This is a genomic window from Anabaena sp. WA102, assembly GCF_001277295.1.
GTDB lineage: Bacteria > Cyanobacteriota > Cyanobacteriia > Cyanobacteriales > Nostocaceae > Dolichospermum > Dolichospermum heterosporum.
In genome coordinates, this window is the sequence record NZ_CP011456.1 from 764,832 (window position 1) to 788,092 (window position 23,261).

Annotated in this window: 19 protein-coding genes and 1 tRNA gene; 6 read left to right on the forward strand and 14 right to left on the reverse strand. The window is 38.4% G+C overall.

The annotated features are described in order from the left end of the window. Window positions 1–181: 181 nt before the first annotated feature. Window positions 182–1,765 carry an ATP-binding protein gene (locus AA650_RS28560; protein WP_053537909.1) on the reverse strand — a complete coding sequence of 528 codons (1,584 nt, stop codon included), beginning with the start codon at window positions 1,763–1,765 and terminating at the stop codon, window positions 182–184. 271 nt (window positions 1,766–2,036) lie between these two features. On the opposite strand from AA650_RS28560, the gene AA650_RS26010 reads away from it, so the two are divergent. Both AA650_RS26010 and AA650_RS03065 read left to right on the forward strand, forming a co-directional pair. Beyond that, entirely contained in the window at window positions 2,037–2,228 is a 192-nt protein-coding gene (locus AA650_RS26010; RefSeq protein WP_081424125.1) for a hypothetical protein, read from the forward strand. Between the two features lie 88 nt (window positions 2,229–2,316). Continuing rightward, the gene (locus AA650_RS03065) at window positions 2,317–3,402 is read left to right on the forward strand and encodes an AI-2E family transporter (protein WP_053537911.1); all 1,086 of its coding nucleotides are present in this window, start codon (window positions 2,317–2,319) and stop codon (window positions 3,400–3,402) included. 60 nt (window positions 3,403–3,462) lie between these two features. On the opposite strand, the gene AA650_RS03070 is transcribed toward AA650_RS03065, so the two are convergent. From AA650_RS03070 to pyrH, 3 genes are all read right to left on the reverse strand, one after another. After that, a complete protein-coding gene (locus AA650_RS03070) occupies window positions 3,463–4,581 on the reverse strand; it encodes a geranylgeranyl reductase family protein (RefSeq protein ID WP_053537912.1) in 1,119 nt (372 codons plus the stop codon). Between the two features lie 266 nt (window positions 4,582–4,847). Next, window positions 4,848–5,396 carry a ribosome recycling factor gene (gene frr / locus AA650_RS03075; protein ID WP_053537913.1) on the reverse strand — a complete coding sequence of 183 codons (549 nt, stop codon included), beginning with the start codon at window positions 5,394–5,396 and terminating at the stop codon, window positions 4,848–4,850. Then, entirely contained in the window at window positions 5,383–6,111 is a 729-nt protein-coding gene (gene pyrH / locus AA650_RS03080; RefSeq protein ID WP_027403325.1) for a UMP kinase, read from the reverse strand. Before pyrH ends, frr begins: the two co-directional genes overlap by 14 nt. Before the next feature lie 829 nt (window positions 6,112–6,940). Between pyrH and AA650_RS03085 the strand changes: the two genes are divergently transcribed. Continuing rightward, a complete protein-coding gene (locus AA650_RS03085) occupies window positions 6,941–7,816 on the forward strand; it encodes an alpha/beta fold hydrolase (protein WP_053537914.1) in 876 nt (291 codons plus the stop codon). Window positions 7,817–7,978: 162 nt separating this feature from the next. Here AA650_RS03085 and AA650_RS03090 read toward each other — a convergent pair whose 3' ends face one another. The 7 genes from AA650_RS03090 to AA650_RS03120 form a co-directional block, all read right to left on the reverse strand. Further along, a complete protein-coding gene (locus tag AA650_RS03090) occupies window positions 7,979–8,158 on the reverse strand; it encodes a hypothetical protein (protein ID WP_053537915.1) in 180 nt (59 codons plus the stop codon). 1,043 nt (window positions 8,159–9,201) lie between these two features. Then, a complete protein-coding gene (locus tag AA650_RS03100) occupies window positions 9,202–9,525 on the reverse strand; it encodes a hypothetical protein (protein WP_053537917.1) in 324 nt (107 codons plus the stop codon). A 178-nt stretch (window positions 9,526–9,703) separates the two neighbouring features. After that, window positions 9,704–11,872: a peptidase domain-containing ABC transporter gene (locus AA650_RS03105; protein ID WP_053537918.1), complete on the reverse strand. Its 2,169-nt coding sequence runs from the start codon at window positions 11,870–11,872 to the stop codon at window positions 9,704–9,706. A 76-nt stretch (window positions 11,873–11,948) separates the two neighbouring features. Continuing rightward, window positions 11,949–13,457 carry an HlyD family secretion protein gene (locus AA650_RS03110; protein WP_053537919.1) on the reverse strand — a complete coding sequence of 503 codons (1,509 nt, stop codon included), beginning with the start codon at window positions 13,455–13,457 and terminating at the stop codon, window positions 11,949–11,951. Between the two features lie 752 nt (window positions 13,458–14,209). Then, window positions 14,210–14,584, reverse strand: coding sequence for a CTB family bacteriocin (locus AA650_RS03115; RefSeq protein ID WP_053537920.1), 375 nt, complete (start codon window positions 14,582–14,584; stop codon window positions 14,210–14,212). Between the two features lie 83 nt (window positions 14,585–14,667). Further along, window positions 14,668–14,796: a hypothetical protein gene (locus tag AA650_RS29035; RefSeq protein ID WP_257720890.1), complete on the reverse strand. Its 129-nt coding sequence runs from the start codon at window positions 14,794–14,796 to the stop codon at window positions 14,668–14,670. Between the two features lie 258 nt (window positions 14,797–15,054). Next, entirely contained in the window at window positions 15,055–15,747 is a 693-nt protein-coding gene (locus AA650_RS03120; RefSeq protein WP_053537921.1) for a diacylglycerol/polyprenol kinase family protein, read from the reverse strand. Between the two features lie 66 nt (window positions 15,748–15,813). On the opposite strand from AA650_RS03120, the gene yidD reads away from it, so the two are divergent. Then, window positions 15,814–16,059, forward strand: coding sequence for a membrane protein insertion efficiency factor YidD (yidD, locus tag AA650_RS03125; protein WP_053537922.1), 246 nt, complete (start codon window positions 15,814–15,816; stop codon window positions 16,057–16,059). A gap of 438 nt (window positions 16,060–16,497) precedes the next feature. Here yidD and AA650_RS03130 read toward each other — a convergent pair whose 3' ends face one another. Both AA650_RS03130 and AA650_RS03135 read right to left on the reverse strand, forming a co-directional pair. After that, window positions 16,498–18,288 carry a hypothetical protein gene (locus AA650_RS03130; RefSeq protein ID WP_053537923.1) on the reverse strand — a complete coding sequence of 597 codons (1,791 nt, stop codon included), beginning with the start codon at window positions 18,286–18,288 and terminating at the stop codon, window positions 16,498–16,500. Window positions 18,289–18,300: 12 nt separating this feature from the next. Next, window positions 18,301–20,031, reverse strand: coding sequence for an Hsp70 family protein (locus AA650_RS03135; RefSeq protein WP_053537924.1), 1,731 nt, complete (start codon window positions 20,029–20,031; stop codon window positions 18,301–18,303). Window positions 20,032–20,573: 542 nt separating this feature from the next. Here AA650_RS03135 and AA650_RS03140 point away from each other — a divergent pair. Next, window positions 20,574–21,293, forward strand: coding sequence for a M15 family metallopeptidase (locus tag AA650_RS03140; RefSeq protein WP_053537925.1), 720 nt, complete (start codon window positions 20,574–20,576; stop codon window positions 21,291–21,293). A gap of 54 nt (window positions 21,294–21,347) precedes the next feature. Continuing rightward, window positions 21,348–21,432: transfer RNA gene (locus AA650_RS03145), tRNA-Ser, on the forward strand. 11 nt (window positions 21,433–21,443) lie between these two features. Here the strand turns inward: AA650_RS03145 and AA650_RS03150 are convergent. After that, window positions 21,444–22,991, reverse strand: coding sequence for a serine/threonine protein kinase (locus AA650_RS03150; protein ID WP_053537926.1), 1,548 nt, complete (start codon window positions 22,989–22,991; stop codon window positions 21,444–21,446). Window positions 22,992–23,261: the final 270 nt, after the last annotated feature.

A 23,261-nucleotide genomic window follows, 5' to 3' on the forward strand; every position in this document is an offset into this window, starting at 1 on the left:
TGTGGTTGTGCTTCGCTAACTACAATCTCAATTTCTCCTTTTGAATCAATAAGCAATCTTCAAGTCTTTGCAATTGCTGCGCTACACTTTGTTTCGCTCGCAATGACAGTTGGATATTTTTTTAGTGTGAATCAAGGTGGTGGGTTGGGTTGCGCTTTGCTTAACCCAACCTACGGAAATCCTAAGATTTTATTATCATCCCTGTCCTGTCCCAATAATCAACAATGCGCTGATTTACTTCTGTAAATAATTTGCGAGTTGCTTTAAATTCTCTTTTCCCTTTCAAGAAATCTAAGAAACTAGCATGATAGATGCTGTAACAAATATCTTCATCTATGGTTTGCAGTTTCAAATATTCAATCCATTCATTTAAAATATTCTGCACATCACATTCATCTTCATTAACGATCTCAAAAAGCATCTCACCGGATATCGGTGTACCAATTTCCACTAAAATAAACAGAATCATTACTCTCATTTTTTTAGATGAATCATTCATATTCATCCGGTTCCAATGAGTTTGATAATAATTTTCTAAACCTTGGGGTAGTTGGGTTAAATTCAAATCGTTATAATCACCCTCTGCTATAGCTGGTAAAACATAGCGCAGGTACATAAAATTATTTTCGCTCTTGGTTGCTAACTGATTTACAAAAGCGTCAGGAGTAATATTTTTGTTTTCTATCCAAGTTTGTAATCCGGCTTTGTGTTCTGGATCATTGTTTAAACAGAAACGAATATACTCTTGAATATCATGCTGATTTTCTTGGTCATATTTACTATCAGTTAAATCTAAATATTCTTTTTTCAATCCTTCAGTATAGAGTCGTTCTTGAGTTGGTTCAAAATGTCGTCTGGTCAGGAAAAAATAAACATTATTTGGCAGAGTTTTCGGTAAATATAAGATATTTTCTACTCCTTCTTTTTGGTCTACTTCATCTAACGCATCAACAACAATAATTAATTTTTCATTAGTGCTAAGTTTTGCGGTAGCTTCGGTCAGTAATGTTGATAAATCCGCAGTTTCAACATTTGCTAATTTATAGCGGTTAATCAGTTGTTTACGAATACTTGCCAGAAACAATTCAGGACGGTTACTACCATCTACTAAGACGTTAAAATAACAAATTGTTTGATGTTCAATAACGTATTTTGCAGCAATGGTACTTTTGCCCATTCCGGCATGACCTTTAACTATAAAATAGCCCTTTTTATTGGCGTTGATGAATTCTTCAAACTTAGCAAATACAAATCCGCGACCGCAGAATGATTTGATTTTTTCTTCAATTAGTGATTGAAATTCCGGTGGATACGGATATCTTTGATCTCTATCACGTAAAACTTCCGCAGGTGTCCTCGTGCGTTTGGCTACGCTAACAAAAACTTGATAAAATTCTTCAAATTCTTGACGAATATTAATATTTTCTAATTCTCTTATTTCATCTCCCAAAATATTCCAATCTAGAAAATGTTCTATTTCTGGAGTCAAAATTAAGGGATGATCGGCATTAAAATCTTTCCAGAAAGCTTTTTGAATTTCTTTTTCTCTAAAAAGTTTCAGTAGTGGTTCAGGCTTATATACTCCATATTCTATTAAAGCATAGACATAAACGCTAATAGGATCATCTGGCGGTTGAATCGGATCAATCCCTAATTCCTTGACAATTTTGATTACATTTTCATTCCGTTGTGCTTGCTTGATAGCCAGGGTAGCAGTTGCAGGAGCAATTTTAGCGATCGCACTAATTACTGAGTTTATTTCCATTTTAGCGATAATATGATAGAAATTCACACCTATACTCGATCCTAACGGTAGATGGCAACATTTAGCTAACACAATATTTATTATTTTTATCTCGTTCCCAGGTCTCTGACTGGGAATGAATAAGATAAGGCTCTGCCTTCAATGAGATAAGATGGAGGCAGAGCCTCATCAACTGCATTCCTAGTCAGAGACTAGGAACGAGATAAAGATTTATTATTTTCAGTTATTATTTGGTATATACCCTATAAAATTATGTGTTCCCCGCACTGTTATGGAAAACCAAATAGGATTTTTGTTAAAGTTGCTATTATTTTCGACTTTGCTCTCGGTATTAATTAAATATGCTTGTCCGTTTTTAGGGATTCCAGCAACGGTGACAAATGTGTTAATTATGGTTTTGTTACCAACTATAATTATGGCCACTGTTCTCCTGTGGCGAATACCCAGACAAAAGCAAAATTAACGGAAAAAATATAGTCCGTGTTGCTAAAATCAGCTAACCTAACTGCATTGTCATCAAAAGGCATTTTACCAAGCTGGGAGTCTTGCTTGTGAATCTTGGTCAATGGATAGGCTTAATTGCCTTAGTTATATCTTTATATGTATTGTGGCAACTTCGTGACGTTCTGCTACTAATATTTGCGGCGGTTGTTTTAGCGACGACTTTAAATCGTCTCGCCCGGCGCTTTCAAAGTTTAGGAATAAAACGAGGATTATCAGTTTTATTAGCTGTAGGGATTTTCTTTGCGGGTGTTGTCTGTTTTTTCTGGTTAATCGTACCACCTTTTATCCAGCAATTTCATGAACTCACTTATCGAGTTCCCCAAGGATTTGGGCGGTTTAATAGTTGGATTGATGTCCAAAGAAGTCATATTCCTGCACAATTATTACCTTATATACCGGATCTGAATAGTTTAATTGAACAAGCCCAACCGCTATTTAATCGCTTATTAGGTAATTCTTTTGCTTTTGTTTCTGGATCTTTAGAAGTTGTTCTCAAAATTCTATTAGTCCTGGTGTTAACAGGAATGTTTTTAGTTAATCCTGATGCTTATCAAAAAGTATTTATTCGCATATTTCCCTCCTTTTATCGGCGGCGGGTAGGGGGGATTGTACAGGAATGTGAAGTTTCTTTAGGAGGATGGGTGACTGGTGCTTCTATTGGTGTTTTGGTGGTAGGGCTGATGAGTTTGGTGGGTTTATCAATTTTAGGAGTGAAGGCTGCACTAGCTTTGGGCGTGTTAGCGGGATTTATGAATTTAATTCCTAATTTGGGTCCAACTATGAGTGTAGTCCCAGCAATGGCGATCGCTCTTTTGGATAATCCCTGGAAAGCTGTTGCTGTGTTTATTCTCTACTTTATTATTCAACAGACTGAGAGCAATTTTATCACACCTGTAGTCATGGCACATCAAGTGTCTTTACTACCAGCAGTTACTTTAATTTCTCAGTTATTTTTTGTGACATTTTTTGGATTTTTAGGATTATTTTTAGCACTTCCTCTGACGGTTGTTGCCAAAATTTGGGTACAAGAAGTATTAATTAAAGATGTGTTAGATAATTGGAATAATAATGAAGAAGATCATCCAGAATTAACTATAGTTGAGGAATATTCGGATATCAATGATCAGGTGTAAAAGTTGAGACTCCTGACTGGGCGCAGACCCTGCGCCCCTACTTAGGTGAATCTTGCTGTATCAACCAAAACCAGGAATTAACCGCTTTAAGGCGCGACCAGCGACATCACTATAACGTAATTCTCCACAGAGGATTTTACCCATGATTTGAGCGCCAGAGGGGCGTTTGACACCGACCTTGTAGCCAACACCAGGGAAGCGATAGAATGCCCCTGCTAGTTTTTGCGCCCAAGCCATATCATTTCCCCATTGTTCGTTAATGGCATTGGTATAGTTTTCGAGGGCGTGAATATCACCATTTAAAGCATCGTGAATAAATCCTGCGGCAAGAACGGCGCTAAAAATGGAGGGACGAATACCTTCGGCGGTAAAGGGATCAACTAGACAGGCTGCTTCTCCAGCTAAAACTGCATTTTGGGTATGGAGTTTTTGGTTTCCATCCCAAATACATAGAGGATGACCGTATTGTTTACTAGTTTTGATATCTAAATTAAAAGATTTGGCATATTCATCTAAAATTTTCTTAAAGTCTTGGGGTTCGCCACCCATAAAAGTGCCGACTCCGATAGAATGACAGTCAGTTTTGGGGAAGTTCCAGATATAGCCGTTTTTGACCAAGCCAAACTCAAAGTGAATTGTGGTTTTTTTCTCGACAATTGCCGGAATTTCTGCTTCTAATGCTCCGGCTAATCGGCGTTTGCGTTCTTTAAAACCTAGCCATTTAGCCATAGAACCTTTTGCACCATCAGCGGCGATGAGATAACGACCAGCGACTATCCCTGTGGTGGTGGTAACTTGCCAAGCATCGTTTTTAAATTCTATTCCTCTAACTTCTGTTTTGTCTCGTAGTTCAGCCCCTTGATTTTGAGCTTGTTGGATCAGGAAATGATCAAAAATATCCCGCCGCACCATCCAAACGGGTTCTTTGGTATCAATTTTTGCTTCTACAGGATCGCCTAATTGCCAGGTAAAGCGCAAAGAGTCAGCTTTGGTAGAGATAGCAGGACTAAAGTCAAAGTCGAACCATTGAGCTACGCTAGGTGACACGCCACCGCCACAGGGCTTATATCTGGGTAGGGATTCTTTTTCTAAGACTAAGACCGACCGCCCCTTCTTCGCTAGATGATATGCGGCTGTTCCACCGGCAGGTCCGGCACCGACAATTATACAATCGTACATAATGACTAATTTTTTGCGTTCTATTTTAACTTAGTTGATTTTTCAGTAGACATCTCCAGAAAAGAATGTAGAGACGTTCCATGGAACGTCTCTACAAGGGTTCTAGGACACGCATATTTAATTTCTGGAGATGTCCAGTATATATAAGGGGTGATGATTTTTTTATTAATTTTTAGTAAATGGAGATTGGGAATTGGGAATTGGTGATTGGTGATTGGTGATTAGTAAAATTCTTACCTGTCACCTGTCACCTGTCACCTGTCACCTTACACAGTGGTGATCTCTTTTTCCTTTTCTGCAAACAAGTGGTCTATTTTTTCTGTGTGCTTGTTGGTCAGTTTTTGGAGTTTGTCTTGCTGATCTCGTGATTCATCTTCGGAGATTTCCGCACTTTTTTCCTGTTTGCGAATGGACTCGATAGCATCTCGGCGGATATTGCGAATTGCTACACGACCTTCTTCGGCATACTTAGCCGCAAGTTTAACAAATTCTTTCCGGCGATCGCTGGTTAGTGGGGGAATATTCAACCGAATCACAACGCCATCGTTACTGGGAGTTAAGCCCACGTCCGACAGAGAGATAGCTTTTTCAATGATATTTAAGCTGCCCTTATCGTAGGGCTGAATCAGGATGGTTGAAGAGTCTGGCGTGCTAATGTTTGCCAGAGATTTCAAAGATGTTGGTGTACCGTAATACTCCACTTGGACTTTATCTAATAAACTCGCATTGGCGCGACCGGTACGAATTGTATTAAAAGCCCGTTGAGTAGACTCAACGGTTTTTTGCATCGTACTTTCAGCTTCAGCTAATTTCACAAGAACCTCCCACAAGAGTGCCAATAGATTCTCCCATGACTGCCCGGTGGATGTTACCTCGCACCGTGAGGTCAAATACTAAAATGGGGAGATTATTTTCTTTACATAGAGCAATTGCGGTACTATCCATAACTCGCAAATCTTTAGCCAACACGTGGGCGTAGGTAAGGGTGGTAAAACGCTTGGCATCAGGATAAAGTTTGGGGTCAGCATCGTAAATGCCGTCTACTTTAGTAGCTTTGAAAATCACTTCTGCTTCAATTTCTGCCGCTCTTAATGCCGCAGTAGTATCTGTAGTAAAGAAGGGATTCCCTGAACCTGCGCCAAAAATTACCACCCGTCCTTTTTCAAGATGACGGATGGCACGACGGCGAATATATGGTTCTGCTAGTTCTTGCATAGCGATCGCCGTTTGCACCCTTGTCTGGATTCCCATTCGTTCTAGAGAATCTTGCAGGGTCATGGCATTCATTACCGTGGCAATCATGCCGATATAGTCAGCGGTTGCCCGATCCATACCTGCTGATGCTGCTTTAATGCCTCGAAAAATATTGCCACCGCCAACCACGATAGCCACCTGTACACCAGTGGCTATCACCTCTCCTATTTCCTTGGCTATTTCCTCAACCACTTCTGGGTCAATGCCATAGCCTAAGTTGCCCATTAAGGCTTCACCGCTCAGTTTAAGTAAAACCCGTCGGTAATTCGTTCCCATGAAGTTCCGCTTTATCAAAAAAGTTGCAATTGCCTCCAATTTAAGATAGCAGTAGAGTGACTATCTGTGTCTATTTAGGTTGTCCGCCATTTGCATAAAGTCCCAATTTGTTCGGTTTGGTCTGGCTGTATTTGCTGATTTTGCCATCACTCGAACATATCTTGGGGTAATTTAGCGATCGCATTTCGGCTCTTGCGTTGTTTTTATGGTAATTGAGGACTGATTATAACAAAACCCTTACGGGGCAAGGGTTATAAACAATTATGACCATATTTTCAATGAAATGCCTACACAATAAGGCTTTCAATGGTTTTGAACCAGGTTTTCCATAAAAAGAACCGAAGAACCCGCATTTCTTAAATAATCTACTTCCTGGGCTGATGCTGCTTGTGGGTGATCATCTGTAACTGCTCAATAATCCGGGGTTAATCGTTCAAGGACAAGCCCCAAATGGCGTAAAATCTTTCCTGAACAGGTAAGTAATTGGACAAAAATATTTAAGTAATGGGACAGAATTAATTACACAATTGATTTTTCTGTTCCCTGTTCCCTGCGATGCACTGAGCTTGTCGAAGTGTTCCCTGTTCCCTCTCTCAACGAGTGAATTTAATTTTGTCCGACTACTTACAGTCATTGCGAGCGAAGGGAAGCAATCACAACCGTTGGAATTGCTTCATTTCACTTCGTTCTATATGGCTAACGCCACGCTTACGCAATGACATTGTGTAATTAATTTTGTCTCACTACTTAGTCCGTCCCCATTTATTGAGCGGTTACATAATTTTTATTTAAAGCCTTAATATTAAATTAACAAAAAACTGCATTTATCATGACAGATTCTCCGAAAACTTGGACTTGGCAAGATTTTCCTATTTGTTACCAAACTCAAGGGAATACAGGACCCGCTGTAATTCTGATACATGGATTTGGTGCATCCTGGGGACACTGGCGCAAAAATATTCCAGCTTTAGCCGCAAATTGCCGAGTTTATGCAATTGATTTAATTGGTTTTGGGGGTTCAGCTAAACCCAAACCAGGAGAAATTACCTATACCTTAGAAACTTGGGGACAACAAGTAGCAGATTTTTGTCGGGAAGTGGTGGGTGAACCTGCATTTTTGGTAGGTAATTCTATTGGTTGTATTGTCGCTATGCAAGCGGCGGTAATTAACCCGGATATGGCTTTGGGAACTGCTTTGCTTAACTGTTCTTTGCGGTTATTACATGATCGTAAACGTCCAAGCTTACCTTGGATTAAGCGATTTGGTACACCAATTTTACAAAACTTTCTAGCAATTAAACTAGTAGGTAATTTCTTTTTTAATCGTCTAGCTCAACCACCAACAGTTAAAAATATTCTTTTACAAGCCTATGCTAACGGAGAAACGGTAACAGATGAGTTAGTAGATATTTTAATGACACCGGCAAAAGATCCTGGGGCTGCGGCTGTATTTTTAGCTTTTACGGCTTATTCCAGTGGTCCTTTAGCGGAAGACTTATTACCTAGAATATCTTGTCCAGTAATTATTTTATGGGGAACGGCTGACCCTTGGGAACCTATTAATTTAGGTAGAGAGTTAGCCAATTTCCCCCAAGTTCAAAAGTTTATTCATTTAGAAGGTGTGGGACATTGTCCTCAAGATGAAGCACCTGAATTAGTAAATCCAATTTTACTTGATTGGATTGGTGAACTACTAGTACCGTAGGGCGGAATTAAAAATCAACCATTAAAAATAAAAAAAGCTGATTACACAAGCTTTTCAGAAATTTTTAATGGTTGATTGCCCGGCGGCACTAGTACAGAAAAAAAGCAAATTCAGAGAAATTAACTTTAAACTATTAAGACTGATTTTGTGGACTAGGCTAACTTACCACCATCCGTGGCGACGATGACCACGCCAGCCACCACCCCAGCCACCATGCCGGCCACCACGCCGGCCACCACGCCAGCCACCATGACCACCAGATAGAAGTTGCTGTTCTTCTACGGATAGTTCTACAACTAAATCAGATGGGATATTTTGAGATGGAATATTTTGGTTTGACATAATAATTGTTGAACTCAATTAATTTTTTGCTAGGTTTTGTACAACCATGTTTACTTTTATAAAGATATTTCTGATCAATTTAATGATTCTATGGTTAGAAATATTAGTTGATAACTTATATCATTTGATGCAAATAAATCAACTTATTATATAACTAGAGATAGACTCATGCAATTTTATTTAAAGCCTGATGATAAAAAAGGAAAGAGGAGAAAATTAAGCCAGAATTTTGGCATAAGATACTGCTAATATTTGATATCAAGCAATCTATCTGAAAATTTCTCCTCACCCTATAATTACAAAATTGAAACCCTAAGACTATCAAAAATAGTCCAGTTAGATATTTTGCTTATTTAGGAAGAGTATGCATTACCACGCTAGTCATTACGCTCAGGATAGCTATCTTCTCTGGAATAGGGTGTAGGTTGATCATATTGTGGATAGTCTCTGCCACATTTTTTAGGTTTACAACAACAGGGAGGGGGTGACTGGTAACATCCCCCAGATAAAAGTTGTTGTTCTTCTGCTGATAATTCTACAAGCAACGTAGATTTATTATCTTGATTTAACATTATAAGCCTCACTTAGTTGAATTATTTCCGGTTTTAATTTGCTGACAACTTCACTATAAAATCAGATTTCATGTTTTTATTCAACATGATTATTAGCCTCAATTTATGAATAAGTGAATGTTGCCTATACTTCTTTTATAACTATTAATAATTAGAAAAAAATGCCCCCTTAGTCATAGGTTTATATAGCTTAAATTAGTCTTGAGTTATAGTTCTATTTAGACAAAATATAGCAATCTGGTTTGATTCTGAAAACAATACGTAGGCTGCATTGGCGACAGAGTAACGCACCTGACAATACTTCATTTTGATTTGCAACCAAAATTATATTGAGAAACTTATAATTAAAAAAAATCTCCCAAGTTTTCTTGTGGTGCGGGCATCTTGCCTGCTAATAATACAAGGACAGGCAAGATGCCTATCCCACAAAATTGAATCATCTTTTTTGTGGAGTTATCTTAATCTATTTTGTCAAAGGAAGTTATGGAGAAAATCTGGTAATAAATTACTCAATTTATCACCGCTATAACTAATTGTTAGCAATCCAAATGTGAAAGAAAGTGCTATGGTTATTTGGGATAATTTATATTTAGTAGTTTGTGAAGTAGAATCACCTGAAGCGAGAGTTAAATCATTTTTGCCCTCAGTTTCCAGATCGGTTTTTTGGAAGAATAATTTACCATCAGCGAATAAACCTAACATGGGTAAAATTTGCCCACCGACAAGAGATTCTTGTTCTGTATCATCAAGATATCTAAATAATTGATGGTGATTTAATTGAGTATTTTTCAGCATATTATTACTCCTTAGATAAGCAACTAACTAGGTGAACACAATAAAACCAATCTGTGTAAAGAAAAGTAAAATCGCCCAAACCCTCTTCACTCTTGCCTTGCCATAACGACAATTTTCAATGCTAACCTACTTAGTTTAAGTTGAGTGATAGATAAATAAAAACTTTAAAAATATTTATTTATACGGTTAAAAACTGTAAATGCTCTCCGGGTTTTGATAAGAAAGTATCAGGAGTTCCTTGAATTTGGACTTGACCTTTTTCTATGAGAACAATCCAATCAGCACGGTGGATAACGCTGGGACGATGGGTAATTAAAATTGTGGTTTTACCTCTGCGATATTCTAAAAGCCGATCTAAAACATTAGCTTCACTCATAGGGTCTAATCCGGCGGTAGCTTCATCTAAAATCAGTATAGGTGGATTTGTGAGAATTCCGCGAGCGATCGCTAATCTTTGTCTTTGTCCCCCAGAAAGATTCGCCCCAAACTCCCCTAATACGGTTTGATATTTATTAGGTAATTGACTAATAAAACCATCAGCGTCAGCAATATCACAAGCTTGAACTATGTCTTCAAAAGAAATATTAGGTGTACCTAAACGGAAGTTCTCCAAAATTGTCCGACTCCAAAAATGAGGTTCTTGGGGAACATAAACTACTTGTTGTCGGTAACAATCTAAAGCAATATCTTGGATATTAAAAAAGCCGATGCGGATATTACCAGAATCTGGTACATATAACCCAGCTAATAATTTAGCTAAGGTGCTTTTACCACAACCAGATTTACCAATTAAGGCAATGACTTTTCCCCCAGGAAGCTGAAGAGAAAAATCATCTAATAAGTCAACTCTACCTGCGTGATGAAATTGGAGATGAGAACAATTAATATCTGCCACACTAGAAATTTGTGCAGTTGGTTTTTGACTTCCTCCAACTACTTCTGGTGTGGCATCAATAACTTCTAACAATCGAGAAACTGCTGTTTGGGAACGAAAATATTCATCAACAAAGCCAACTAATGAGTTAATTAAACCTACAACATTTACTTGTAAAGCATTAAAAGCTAACATTTGACCGATGCTTAAATTGCCTTGAATTACTAACATACTTCCAAAGCCTAGTAAGATAACACCACCAATTGTAGAGATAATTTTAGCGATAGTACCGTTAATAATTGCTATTTGCACCGTGCTAAAAGCCAGATTAGCTAAACGACCAAACCGACTTTGAAATTCATCCCAAAATTGAGGAGCAGCATTTGTAGTTTTGATTACCTGTGCGCCTTTAAATGTTTCTACTAAAACACCTTGATTTTCTGCTCCTAAGACTAAAAGACTGCGGGTTTTTTGTTGGAGAATGGGTAAGAAAGGTAAGGTAGATAAAGTCATGCAACCAGCAACAAATAAAACGGCTATTGTTAATTGCCAACTATAAAATAACATTAAGCCAAAAGAAATTACAGCGATAAAAAATTGGCTAGGTAAAACAATCACAATCTGTGATACTAATTGATTAATTTCGCCGATATCTCGCAGTCGGCTAGTAATTTCTCCACTTCGACGGGATTCATAATAATTTAATGGTAATTGGAGAAGTTTACGACCAAATTCTAGAACTAAACCTAGTTGTAATCTTTGTCCAAAATGAGAAATCATTAAGGCTTGAAATACTTGCAATCCTCCGCCAAATAAACTCATAACAACAACAGCGGAAACTACAACAGTAAGTAATTGTACATCTCCACGCACGAGAACATCATCTGTTAATAATTGAATCAAAACCGGAGTTCCTAAAGCTAGTAAACCCAGGACAATATTAATCATTAAAACCTGAGCTAGTAAGCCACGATAGGGTAAAAGTCGGCGAAAAAAGCGCGTTATTCCACCTTTTGATTCTTCTTGGGGTTGTTCAAAAAAGCGGTCTGGATCTGGCTCTAATAAGAGCATTACCCCATCCCAAGCATTGGTTAATTCTTCTTTTGTCAGATAACGAATTCCCACAGCCGGATCAGCAATAACGTATTTTTTTCCCTTTTTACCATATAAAACAACCCAATGATAGCCTTGCCAATGGATAATTGCAGGTAATGTAATTTCTGTAATTCTGTCTACAATTTCTGGAGAAGCTTTGACTGCTCTAGCATTAAAACCAAGATTTTCTGAACCTCTTTTTAACCCTAATAATGTTGTTCCTAATTGTCCAGTACCAACAGCTTCTCGACTTTTAATCATACTTAAAAAGCGTCCATAGTGTTTGGTAATAGAAACTAAACAAGCTGCTCCACAGTCTTCTTCACTTAACTGTAAAACACATTGATAATTCTGATGAGGTTTGAAGATATTAAACATAATTGTTCAGAAGAACTTAGGTTAATTAACACTTGTATTGGCTTGAGTTATTGCTTAATTCTGTCTACAATTTAATTTATGAATTGGTGATTAATTTGCTTTTTCTGAGGATGAATTGTAGTACAGTTTCTTGACGAGAAATAATATCAGCACGTCCTTCCATGCCAGATTTGAGATAACATAAATGATTACCTTTTCCTAAAAATAGACTTTGTGGTTCAATATTGATTTCGTAAGTAGCTACCTGGGGGGTGCTGATAATAGAGTTATTTTGTGTAGTTGCTAGAACATCTGGTGCAATTGTTTTTACAGTTCCTTTAAGAGTTCCATAGTCTGGATAGGGACAAGATGAAACCTGCATTTGTACTGCTTGACCGGTTTTTATTTTGTCAATATCTTTAGCCCAAACGTGAGCTTTGATGATTAAAGGGGCATCCACAGGAGCAATTTGAGCAAGAGCCTCACTAAGTTGTACAACCTGTCCAGAGTTGCGGAGTTTGAGTTGCATTAGTGTGCCATTTGTTGGGGAGCGAATTACACTTTTATTCAACTCATTTTCTAGTTGTAGTAATTCTTGACGAGTGCGAATTTGTTGTTTTTGCAGCTCTAGACGTTGCTGGATTAATAGTTCCCGTTCTTTTTTTAAAGCTGCTAAATTGCCATCACCTCTGGCTTTTTCTTGCCTAATTCTTTCCGAAGCTACTGTTACACTTGCATTACTGGGATTAATGCCAATTTTTGCTTTTTGTATGTTTATTTGTGCTAATTTAACAGCTTGTTCTTTTTCTTCTTGGAGATTTTTAGAACTAGATTTGGCTTGTTCTAATTTGGCTTGAGCAGACTTAACAGCCTGTTCTTTTTCCTCGACTAAATTCTGAGATATTGCTCCCGATTGAGCTATATTCTGCAAGCGATCGCGCTGTAATATAGCCAGCTTTAAACCTGCTTCTGCTTCTTCCACAGTGGCTATTAATACCTTTTCTTTTTGTAATCTTGCTAGTTGCTCCTTTGCTAAATTTATAGCTACTTTAGCTTGTGTCATTTCCGCACCGGTTTTAATTTGCTGATCTTTATAGTTGCGTTCAGTGCCAGTTAATTCGGCCTGTGCAGCCATAATGGTACGGTCATTTAAGTTAGTCTGAGCAATTATTTGAGTATTGATTTGATTAATTTGAGCATCAATTTGAAGAAGTTGTAATTGACTTTGCTGAATAGTATTTTGCAGTTGTTTTTTCTGAGATTGGAGTTGGGAGTCATCAAGATAAGCAATTATTTCTCCCTTGCTTACTACCTGATCTTCTTTAGCTACAATTTTTTTAATAGTTCCCGTCATTGCAGATTCAACTAACCGTAATTCTCCCAATGGTCGGATAGTTGCAGGAACTTTAACTGTGATGTTGTAATAGAGAACAGATGTGAGACTCACAGCAACTACAAACATCGTAATCATCACTCCCCCACCAAGATGAATCCATTTACCAATATGGGGGAGAAACTCATTAGTTTCTAGTATATGCAAATCTTCTGTAGTCGAGTTATTTAAATTATAGGGAGAATTGTTATTTTGACTCTGTAAGGAGTTCACGGTATTACACCTTCTATTAGGGCTAAAATAGTCTGATCTAAGATAGAAATTGCTAATATCATGCAATCAAACATCAACTATCTCAGGTAATAAATTATTAGGAATAAAAACAAGCAAACTTCTGTGTTCACATCATGAAAAATAATTGGATGATAGGTTATAATCTAGTGAAGGGGGTAGAGATAGTTCTTCCGCTGTTGTGTGGGAATTGCTTTCTCAAATCTTTAACGCAGATCAAGCATTAAGAAGAAGTAGGGAAAAGCTCAAACTTTCTCAAAGTCCTCACTTACATTGAGCAAGCCTTTATCATTTCCCTTACCCCCTTTTGTTCTCGCAAAAGGTGTTGACTAGTACAGGTTGGCGTAAATAAACCAACCATTCTAAGTAGGTGGGTGTTGAAAATTGTCGTTATGGCAAGGCAAAAGGCAAGAGGCAAGAGGCAAGAGGCAAGAGGCAAGAGTGAAGAGGGTTTAGACGATTTTACGTTTCTTTACACAGTTTGGTTTTATTGTGTTCACCTACTTAAATCCTCCAAAAGCCTATACTGTCTTCATTTTGACTTTTGACTTTTGACTTCCGCCTTGCGGTACTAGCCGTGCGGAGTGGTGGAAATAACTAACCATTAAAAACTCACAAAAAGCTGGTGCAAGTTGCTTTTTGAGTTTTCATGTTTCAATTTTTCCATCCCACTCTGCCGCACCAGATTACTCTTGCTTTAAGATTAGGTAATTTATAGGCTGACTAGCCCATATCTACACAAGAATCCCTAGAGATCCAACTCCACCAGTAACTGGAGGAGTGGGAACTGCGGGTACAGTCGTTACTGCGGGTGCAGTTGTTGCTGTTCCATCACCTGGTAATACGGCTGGACCTAAAGCTCCGACACCAGCAGGAAGCTCTGCACCTAAACCTAAGAAATCTTGTCCCGCAGTCAGGATAGTATTAGACTTACCTGCGGAAGTAGCACTGCTACCTTGAGGACCGGAGACGCTTGATCCCATTAAAAGCGATCCTTTGTTAGCGTAATTACTAGCAGCTAGTTCAAAGTCAGCCCCACCAGTCACTATTTCTTGCTGCTGATCAGATAAAGCAACAATCAAATCGGATGCGTCCATTTGATTTAACACAATTATTAGCCTCACTTACAAAATTAGGTGTTTCATCACCTAACAACTCAACTATAAGCATTGTTGCCTAATAATTCATAAACCTACAGGTAGAAAGTAAAGTTTGCAAATTTACCTCTAAAAGTAGAGACAAAATAGGTTGTAATTATTAAAATAGTATTATTAATAATAAAGATAAATTCTAGTTCAATAAAACCTGCACGATTCTGCATAGTATTTATTTTTTGTTTTTCCAGAGAACTCTGAATATATATATTCGTTAAGGTTGACAATCAACAAAAAATTAAAATATCTATATTTTTAGATAAGTAGGTGAACACAATAAAACCAAACTGTGTAAAGAAATGTAAAATCGCCCAAACCCTCTTCACTCTTGCCTCTTGCCTTTTGCCTTGCCATAACGACAATTTTCAACACCAACCTACTTATCTCTAATTTTATAAATATCATTTGGCTATATCAGGAATTAATTAGTAACCCGATAGTAACTGATTCAATAAATAGGCACAGGTGGCACTACCGATAGGAACTGTTAAATTATCTATTCCCAGAAAAGAAAAGGCTTCTAAAATCGTAGCGATTGAGGCAATAATTAAAGAAACTATCCAGGTTTGCCAAATACTACCTTGGGTAACAAGTAAAATGGTTACACAAATAAAATAACTGATTAAAGTCACTGTTAAAGAACCTTCCCAGCTTTTTTGAGAACCGAAAACTATATATTTATGTTTGCCAAACCGTTTCCCAATTAAAGCAGCTAATCCATCTCCCCAAGCCATAGTCATAATTCCTAAAACAGCATATTGCGGTTGGTGTAAATGCCAAAAAACACCTACTAAAACACCGATACTCACAGCATAGAAAAATGTTCCCAAACTTTGACGACCAACACTATTAATACCAGGAAGAATGGGGAATTGATAAGATAATAAGGTGATGATACTCGCAAAAACTGCCGCTGTAATTCCCACATAAGCAGGAATATCTAACCACCAAGCAATTAAAATCACATTACCTGTGCCAATATGCACGATTTTACGAATGATTTCTGGTTCGCTATCAGTAAAACGACTAACTACCCAAGCAATGCAGATAATCAATCCTACCCAAGCCGCAGCGGTGGCAATTGGCAGCGACAATGGGGAAAGGGTTTCTAAGCTCATGAATGTGTTAAACAATGAGGAAATAGGGGTATTTTTAACTTTAATTCTACTTTATGGGATTTGGATATGGAAATATTATTGATTTGGCTAATTAAGGGTTATCGCTTATTTATTTCTCCCTTATTTCCCCCTACTTGTCGCTTTCAACCTACTTGTTCTATGTATGCGATTCAAGCTATTGAACGGTTTGGGGTATTTCGGGGTGGTTGGATGGCTATCATGCGGATTTTACGCTGTCACCCTTTTCATCCAGGAGGTTATGATCCTGTTCCAGATGCGAAAGCAAAATCTTGTTGTGAACATGAAGAGTGATCACGGATTTAAGGGATTACTGGATTACACGGATGCTTTTGGTAAGTAATTGGACAAAAATATACTCAAAACGGCTTGATTGTTTGATTCTAAAGGTAGGGGTAAAGCAAAATCTCATTGGTGTCAATTTAAGCTCAAATCTCTACCACATCTCGTTCCTAGTCTCTGACTAGGAATGCAGTTGATGAGGCTCTGCCTCACGGCTACCATGAGACTAAGCTCAAGGTGGTCTGGTCAGCACAGCTTGCCTGATTACTCTTGCAAGCTCAGTCCCTTTAGGGCTGGGTTACTGACTACTTAAGCATAGTAGCCAAACTATAAGCAATTTTGTGTTTTATAATTATCATTATATCATCATTGCTATCTGAACATATTTAAAATCTTGTAATCTCTTGCTGGTACTGAAGTCTGAGACTTAATGAATATAAATTTTAGGTACTAAATTTTAGTTATTTGAGTTTCCACCATAAAATTACCGCAAGAGCCAAAATATTTAATTATAATCAATTCATCTTCCAATTGTTCAATTACCTCAATATTGGTGATATTTGCTAACTTTTCTAGTAATTCATTATCTGAATCTTTATCACCACCATAATATGAATAATCGGCATTATCAATCCATCTAGTTTTCACATTTTTAATGAGAGTTTCAGGTTTTCCTTGTAGCATTCCCTGGGCAATCATTTTTTCTTTTTCATCTTCACTAATCTCCGAAAGTTTTGTCGCAGATGCAGGTGGATTTGATGGTGGTTCTGTTGGGGATAATGTTTCATATCTGATACTATTATGTGCAGGATCTGGATTTCTTTGACCAGTTGTTGTTGTTGTTATTGTTGTTTCAGTGAGAACAATTGCTTTCACTTTTGCTTCAGAATTGACAAGATAAACAGGATAAATTGCTTTAATGATTTTTCCCTCATCATCGTACCCTTTTGCGGCTTCGTGATAATTGAAACGGAAAGGCGCACCTTTACTTTCGAGACTCAGAAAAGCTGGTGGATCTGCAAGGTTAGCACGTTGCAGAAATATTAAAGCGTTGTTAATTGATTGCTGGATTTCAGTTTGAATATCTTGGTTTAGAGATGTAAAATTAAGGTGGAGTTTTTGACAAAGGTGATCGCTCAATTCTCTTATAGTTTGCTTAAAGTCGTCTTCTTGCCATTTGCCAGGAACAGGATATTGAACTTTTCCCTGTGCGAGATTTGCTGCTTTTGTCAGCAGTTCTGAAACTTGTGATAATTGACTTTGTATATCAAATATTCCTAGCTTCTGAGAAAACAAGTTTAGCATTTCATTTAGCATTCCTGATAGTAATTCTATTGAAATTGTGTTTTCTCCTCGCATGATTGCCTGTCCACCAATCAGAACAATAGCCGAGATATCAGCTTTAATATCATTGACTTTTTCTCGACGTTGTTGCTTGAGTTCTGGGTTGCTTGTTGCCATCAATGTAAACAAGCTATTTGCTAAAGGATCAAGATATTGCTCTTTGAGAGTTTTATATTCACCTGTCAATACATGATGCTGGGGGCGATCGCTTGTTCCATCGTAATGAGTTACTGTATTTTGTTTGACAGATGCTAGTTGTGTTAAAAGTCTGCCCTTGCTTGCTTCTAATTCAGCTAAATTTTGAACTATCGTTTGATTCTCTTTTTTGAGAGTTTCAATTTCCTCATTCTTTCTATCAATTTGTTGATGGTAATTACTTATTGTATTATTCAATTCTTTCTGAAGAGTTTCAATTTGTCCTTGATACCTTCCTATTAAAGGAGAAAAATTGTTTCTCTCTGCGGTAATCCTGGCAAGTTCTTTATTTAGTGATTCGTCGTCTCTATCCCAGTCTTGACAGATTTTCTCTAATTTACGATTTTCACGATTTAGCGATTCATTATCTTGTTCTTTTTCAGTTAGTTGTTGGCGCAATTTCTCTTTATCATCTAATAATCTGTTGATTAAATTAAGTGCTGGCTGAATATTTTCGTAAGCCACTTTTATCTCTGAATATTCAAACTGTGTGTCAGGTTGCCCATCGTAAATAGCACATAACCAGTTATAAACCAGCAGAAGTTTGTTGTATATTTTTTCGTTTGTTCGAGACATACTTAGCATACTTTTTAATGTATTTTTTGCTTGATCTATAAGTTCAATTTTTTTCTCTTTTGGAAATTGTTCAACTTGTTCTTTTGTTTCTGGCTGTGAGTTATTTGTTTCTTGAAATTCCATCATGTATAACCTTCCTTATTCAATCGAGTAGGTAGAAGAAAATCGCAAAGCAGTGTTGTAAGTTTTTCCTGTTTTGATATCTATAGCCGTGACAGCAATCTCAGTTTTACCAAAATTCATGGAAACTTCCACAGGGCGATCGCGTGTTCCTACTGTTGAGGAAATATCAACATCTAATTCACCTAATTCTTCTATCTCCGACTCATCGACATAGCGTGGATTCTGTTTCCGCGTTGCATAAAATTTAAAGTTAATGACTGTTTGATCGGCAGTTACAGGGTTGAAGGAATGAGTGACAACTTCATTCACACCGATACTTTCACCCGCCAATACAAAAGATCTAAAACGATTGAAAATATGCCAGCCACCTTGGTCTTCTAAATATTGTCGGTTGCTTTTTTGATTGCGATCGTGGTTTTTATCGAATGGTTGACAACTTTGACAACCATAAGTAAGATGGGAACGACGTGAGCGGATGCTTTCTGGATTGACACCAAATGAAGCCGCCCCTTGGACAATAGCAGCACCCGGATCTGATGGCATAACAACCTTAATCCGACTCCCAAACTCTTTCTGAATCCGTTGACGTAAAACTGGGGATGTAGAAAATCCACCAACCACATAGAGAATGTCACATCCGCGATCATCTAGCCTGGCAAATTGTTCTTTTACTTTTCGTACCAGACCATCCAATATAGGCTCAAAAAAGCCCTGCATGGTTTCTTTACTAACATGAACTTTTTCATCATCACCTTCCTGTTCATCAGCAAGTTGTTCTAATACCTGGGGATGTTCTTTAGAGAGGATTTTGTAGAGTCGGTTGGGAATTTCAAAATAAGTTGTGGCTGTTGTGGTAGGGTCAAAGTCACACTTTTTCCGTTCCCAGTTTGCCATCAGTTCTAACCATCCAATAGGGTCTTCTTCTTCATACCTCATCAAGGCTTGAGCCGTCAATTTAGTGACCAAGTATTCCCGAAACTCTTTGTCCACACAGGTTGAACCATAAGCTCCACCACTGCCTTCTGCTACTTCATCTAGACCACCATGCGGGGAAACCTCATGGACTGTAATATCAACAGTACCACCACCACAATCTATAACCATGAAGCGTTTACCAGCTTCTAGTTCTGCTTGGTCTTTTTCTTGACAGTAAATAGCGGCCGCTTCAGGTTCGAGAACCAGTAACAGGCGTTCCCGATCATCATCGCTGCCAGTAATTAGTCCTGCTTTGATAGCAGCACGACGCATGAAAGATTTTTCTTCATCCTTCCAAATGGCAGGAATAGTTAAACACCAAAGAATTTCGTGATCTTTAAGTTCACCACTGGTAGCATTATCCAGTTCTTTACGCAATAATCCACCTAGTTGATGGAGGTAATCAGCTACAAGGTTAATGACTGGAAATTCCTGTCCGTTGTTAGCTGTGGCAATGGGACCTTTATCAGTACGTTTACAGCTTTCTCGCAGTGCCATTTTAAAGGTAGGAAAAAAGCTGTAGTCTTTAGCGTTTTTGGCTTGACGCAGTTCCGCTAATCGGGATAAGGCCGCATATCCCCATGTTTCCAATTTGCGATCGCTGTTATAGAGGCTTTGCGTCAAAGTTTTGATGTACGGAAAGGGTTGTTTGTCCCATTCATAGCGCCCGATAACCCGTTTATCGTCTTTAAAGGCATAAGCATAGCCTGAACGCGATGTTCCAAAGTCAATGGCTGCGACAACTTTGATCTTCTTGCTATCAAGGACCACTACACTAATCTCCTACAAACTATGAAAGTAACTTCAAACACTATCTCTTTGTATCATAGCAGAAATGTTGAATAGCGTAATAAAAATTTACATATTGAAATAAACTTAGCCTATATATAACCCACATTCCGCACCCCAAACTGTCACAGAGGGAAATTACGTAGAGATAAATCAAAGGGAGCATCAAAACAAACATATAAAGTGAAAAAAGCATTTGAGAAACAGTAAATCACCAAAAATGTCATCAAAACCTATTCTCAATGTACTAGATGGTCTATGTTTTGAATTTCTATTTCTTGCGGTTTCAATTTCACAACAGATTCCTCTACTTGTTCTAAAGGGATTCTCTCAGTACTTACAGCGATTTCCAATCATATAAGGTACATCTTAGCCCCCTCATCGCTTGCGGGGAGGGGGTTGGGGGTGGGGTTCTTGTTCCGGGTTTGATGACAATTTGCTGTAGTTGTATAATAATTTATATATAGTCATTTAAAATAAATAAAAAAATCCAGCCTTTTAACAGTACTGCTAACCTACTTAAAATGCGACCTTATTACCAAATCCCCATTATTGAATGTGGTGAACCTTTAGTTAAGATTCCTCTAGAATTGTTTGCGGTGGAGTCTCCTCACCCTTATCAAAAGTTAGGTGCTAACTACGGCGGACATTCACCTTATTATTTGCGCCAAAGTGTTGTTGAAAATTTGATTCAGGCGCAAAATAATTTACAGTTACTATGTCCTAATTGGTATATTCAAATATTTGATGCTTATCGTCCTGTGGCTGTGCAGCAGTTTATGGTAGATTACAGCTTTGGGGAAGCGTTGCGAGAACGGGGTTTGACAGAAAAGGAATTATCACCCCAGCAACGGGAAGATGTATGGAAGCTGGTTTATGAAATTTGGGCTGTACCCAGTTTGGATATGAAAACCCCTCCTCCCCACAGCACGGGGGCTGCGGTAGATATTACTCTAGTCAATGATCTTGGGGAAGTTGTAGATATGGGTTCACCTATTGATGAAATGTCCGATCGCTCCCATCCAGAATATTATACTCATAGTCATCAAGAATATGATGCTAACCGTCAACTCTTACGGGATATCATGTTAAAAGCTGGATTTCAACGCAATCCTAGAGAATGGTGGCATTTCTCCTTTGGTGATCAAATGTGGGCTTGGTTATATAATCAATCTCATCCCGAAACTGTGATGACAGCACGTTATGGAAGATTGAATTCAGATACATCCAGGAATTTTCCATAGGTTGTGTTATAATCGTAGACGCTACTAGTGAAGCAAAACTTCATAGTTTATGTTGGAGAGGTGTCCGAGTGGTTGATGGTGACGCACTCGAAATGCGTTTTGGGGAAACTCAACGGGGGTTCAAATCCCCCCCTCTCCGTTGAATTTATGTTATAATTGCGGCTTTTCTTCCTTTCGTTGCTGAATTTCCGGCGCTGGGTTTTGCTTGGTTTCCACAGTGGGAACTACCACACCCGAAGAATTTTCTGGTTGAGATTCCTGGGGTGGAGTCACTACGGGAGGAGGTTCTGGTGCTGTATTTTCTGGAGGTGGAGAAGCTTTTTGGGATTCTTTAGAATCGCGCAGGGTATCCATTAAGGATGGTGAGGAAGTCACAACCGGTGTTGATTTCTTGGTGGTATTGTCGGAATTTGGTGTGGGTTGAGAGTTCTGATTCTCAGCCGTTGTTTCTTGAGAATTGCTAGTAGGAACTGGTTCTGGAGAAACGCGAATATTCTTACGTTTTCTCCGCACACGAGGTAATGGTACAGATTGATTGAATGAGGAATTTTGAAGTTTTTGATTTGCAGATGATGGTGATATTTCCACAACAGGTTTAGGTGGAATAGGTTGATAAGTAGATTGTGCAAAAGATGGTTTAGGTGATGATTGTAAATTGGGTTTTGATAATATCTGCGTCATGCTAAAACCTGCGGTAGCTGCAACCAAAGCAATACTAATGCTAATAACTCCCTTGGGTATACCTGTTTTTTTGCCAATGTTGGCGATTTTTGATGGTGTGGACAGGGGATGAAAAGTAGCTTTTTTAGGTGAATATTCTGATTTTAAATCCGATAAATTAATGGTGGGGATTGCTTGGGTAGGTAAACTTGGTGATGTGACAGCCAACCTATTTCCTGGTAAAAGTTGCAGCCATTCTGCTACTGTGGTGGGGCGAAATTGTGGTTCTACAGCCATTCCTCGGCTAACTGCTTGATTAACAGCCGCACTCAGATGAGGTTGTAATTCACGAGGAGAAGGCATTTGTTCTCGGTCACGCAATAATGCAGGTATGGGAACTTGTGCTGTCAAGAGTGCATAGAGGGTTGCTGCTAACCCATAAACATCTGTGGCTGCTGTGCGCTGTGCTTGAGTTAAATACTGTTCAATGGGTGCATATCCCTCGCTGACTAAACCTGTATGTGTCTGTTTTGCCCCATTATTAAATTCTCTGGCAATGCCAAAATCAATTAGCACTACTTCCTGAGTTCCTTGACGCAAGATAATATTATCTGGTTTAATGTCTCTGTGTAGCAACCCGTTATCATGAACTACCTGCAAGGCTGCGCCTATTTGGCGGATATAATGAATGGCTGTAGCTTCTGGTAAGGGTATTCCTGGTAAAATAAATGCTGCGCCTAAAGTGTCTCCGCGAATGTATTCCATTACCATGTAAGGTAAACTGTCTTCTTCAAAAAAGTCGCTGACTCGGACAATATGAGGATGAACACAAGCGGCTAATCTCCTGGCTTCATCTTGAAATTGGCGCTGAAATTTGGGAAAATCGGGATGTTGCCGCAACCTTTCATTGATAGTTTTCATCACCACTTCTTGATTTAAATAGTGGTGCATAGCTTTGAAGGTAACACCAAATCCGCCCCGCCCTATTTCCTGGAGGATGGTATATTTTCCATTCTGCAAAATTGTTCCTGCTAACATAGGGTTTTTTCAGTCTTAAATAAGCAGATAATTAATTGGGTTATTCATCTCATCTATTATGGCAAGGGTTTTAGATTTTGGGTGTTGCTGAATTGAGGTATGAAATTCCCAAATTGAACCTTTAAAACTCAAACCTCAGTGCGTCTACTCTTCGAGATCACGAAGCGTGATTGCGCCTTTGCGTGAGACTAAAATTCATACCCTTAATCAGCAACACCAGATTTTGTAACTCCTAACTACCCAATCTGCTGTAAGTAGGTGAACACAATA

What these genes read in the sequence shown, in the direction of transcription:
- AA650_RS28560 (WP_053537909.1), bottom strand. Translation starts at nt 1,765, where the DNA reads ATGGAAATAAACTCAGTAATTAGTGCGATCGCTAAAATTGCTCCTGCA.
- AA650_RS26010 (WP_081424125.1), top strand. Translation starts at nt 2,037, where the DNA reads ATGGAAAACCAAATAGGATTTTTGTTAAAGTTGCTATTATTTTCGACT.
- AA650_RS03070 (WP_053537912.1), bottom strand. Translation starts at nt 4,581, where the DNA reads ATGTACGATTGTATAATTGTCGGTGCCGGACCTGCCGGTGGAACAGCC.
- pyrH (WP_027403325.1), bottom strand. Translation starts at nt 6,111, where the DNA reads ATGGGAACGAATTACCGACGGGTTTTACTTAAACTGAGCGGTGAAGCC.
- AA650_RS03085 (WP_053537914.1), top strand. Translation starts at nt 6,941, where the DNA reads ATGACAGATTCTCCGAAAACTTGGACTTGGCAAGATTTTCCTATTTGT.
- AA650_RS03090 (WP_053537915.1), bottom strand. Translation starts at nt 8,158, where the DNA reads ATGTCAAACCAAAATATTCCATCTCAAAATATCCCATCTGATTTAGTT.
- AA650_RS03100 (WP_053537917.1), bottom strand. Translation starts at nt 9,525, where the DNA reads ATGCTGAAAAATACTCAATTAAATCACCATCAATTATTTAGATATCTT.
- AA650_RS03105 (WP_053537918.1), bottom strand. Translation starts at nt 11,872, where the DNA reads ATGTTTAATATCTTCAAACCTCATCAGAATTATCAATGTGTTTTACAG.
- AA650_RS29035 (WP_257720890.1), bottom strand. Translation starts at nt 14,796, where the DNA reads ATGCAGAATCGTGCAGGTTTTATTGAACTAGAATTTATCTTTATTATT.
- AA650_RS03120 (WP_053537921.1), bottom strand. Translation starts at nt 15,747, where the DNA reads ATGAGCTTAGAAACCCTTTCCCCATTGTCGCTGCCAATTGCCACCGCT.
- yidD (WP_053537922.1), top strand. Translation starts at nt 15,814, where the DNA reads ATGGAAATATTATTGATTTGGCTAATTAAGGGTTATCGCTTATTTATT.
- AA650_RS03130 (WP_053537923.1), bottom strand. Translation starts at nt 18,288, where the DNA reads ATGATGGAATTTCAAGAAACAAATAACTCACAGCCAGAAACAAAAGAA.
- AA650_RS03140 (WP_053537925.1), top strand. Translation starts at nt 20,574, where the DNA reads ATGCGACCTTATTACCAAATCCCCATTATTGAATGTGGTGAACCTTTA.
- AA650_RS03150 (WP_053537926.1), bottom strand. Translation starts at nt 22,991, where the DNA reads ATGTTAGCAGGAACAATTTTGCAGAATGGAAAATATACCATCCTCCAG.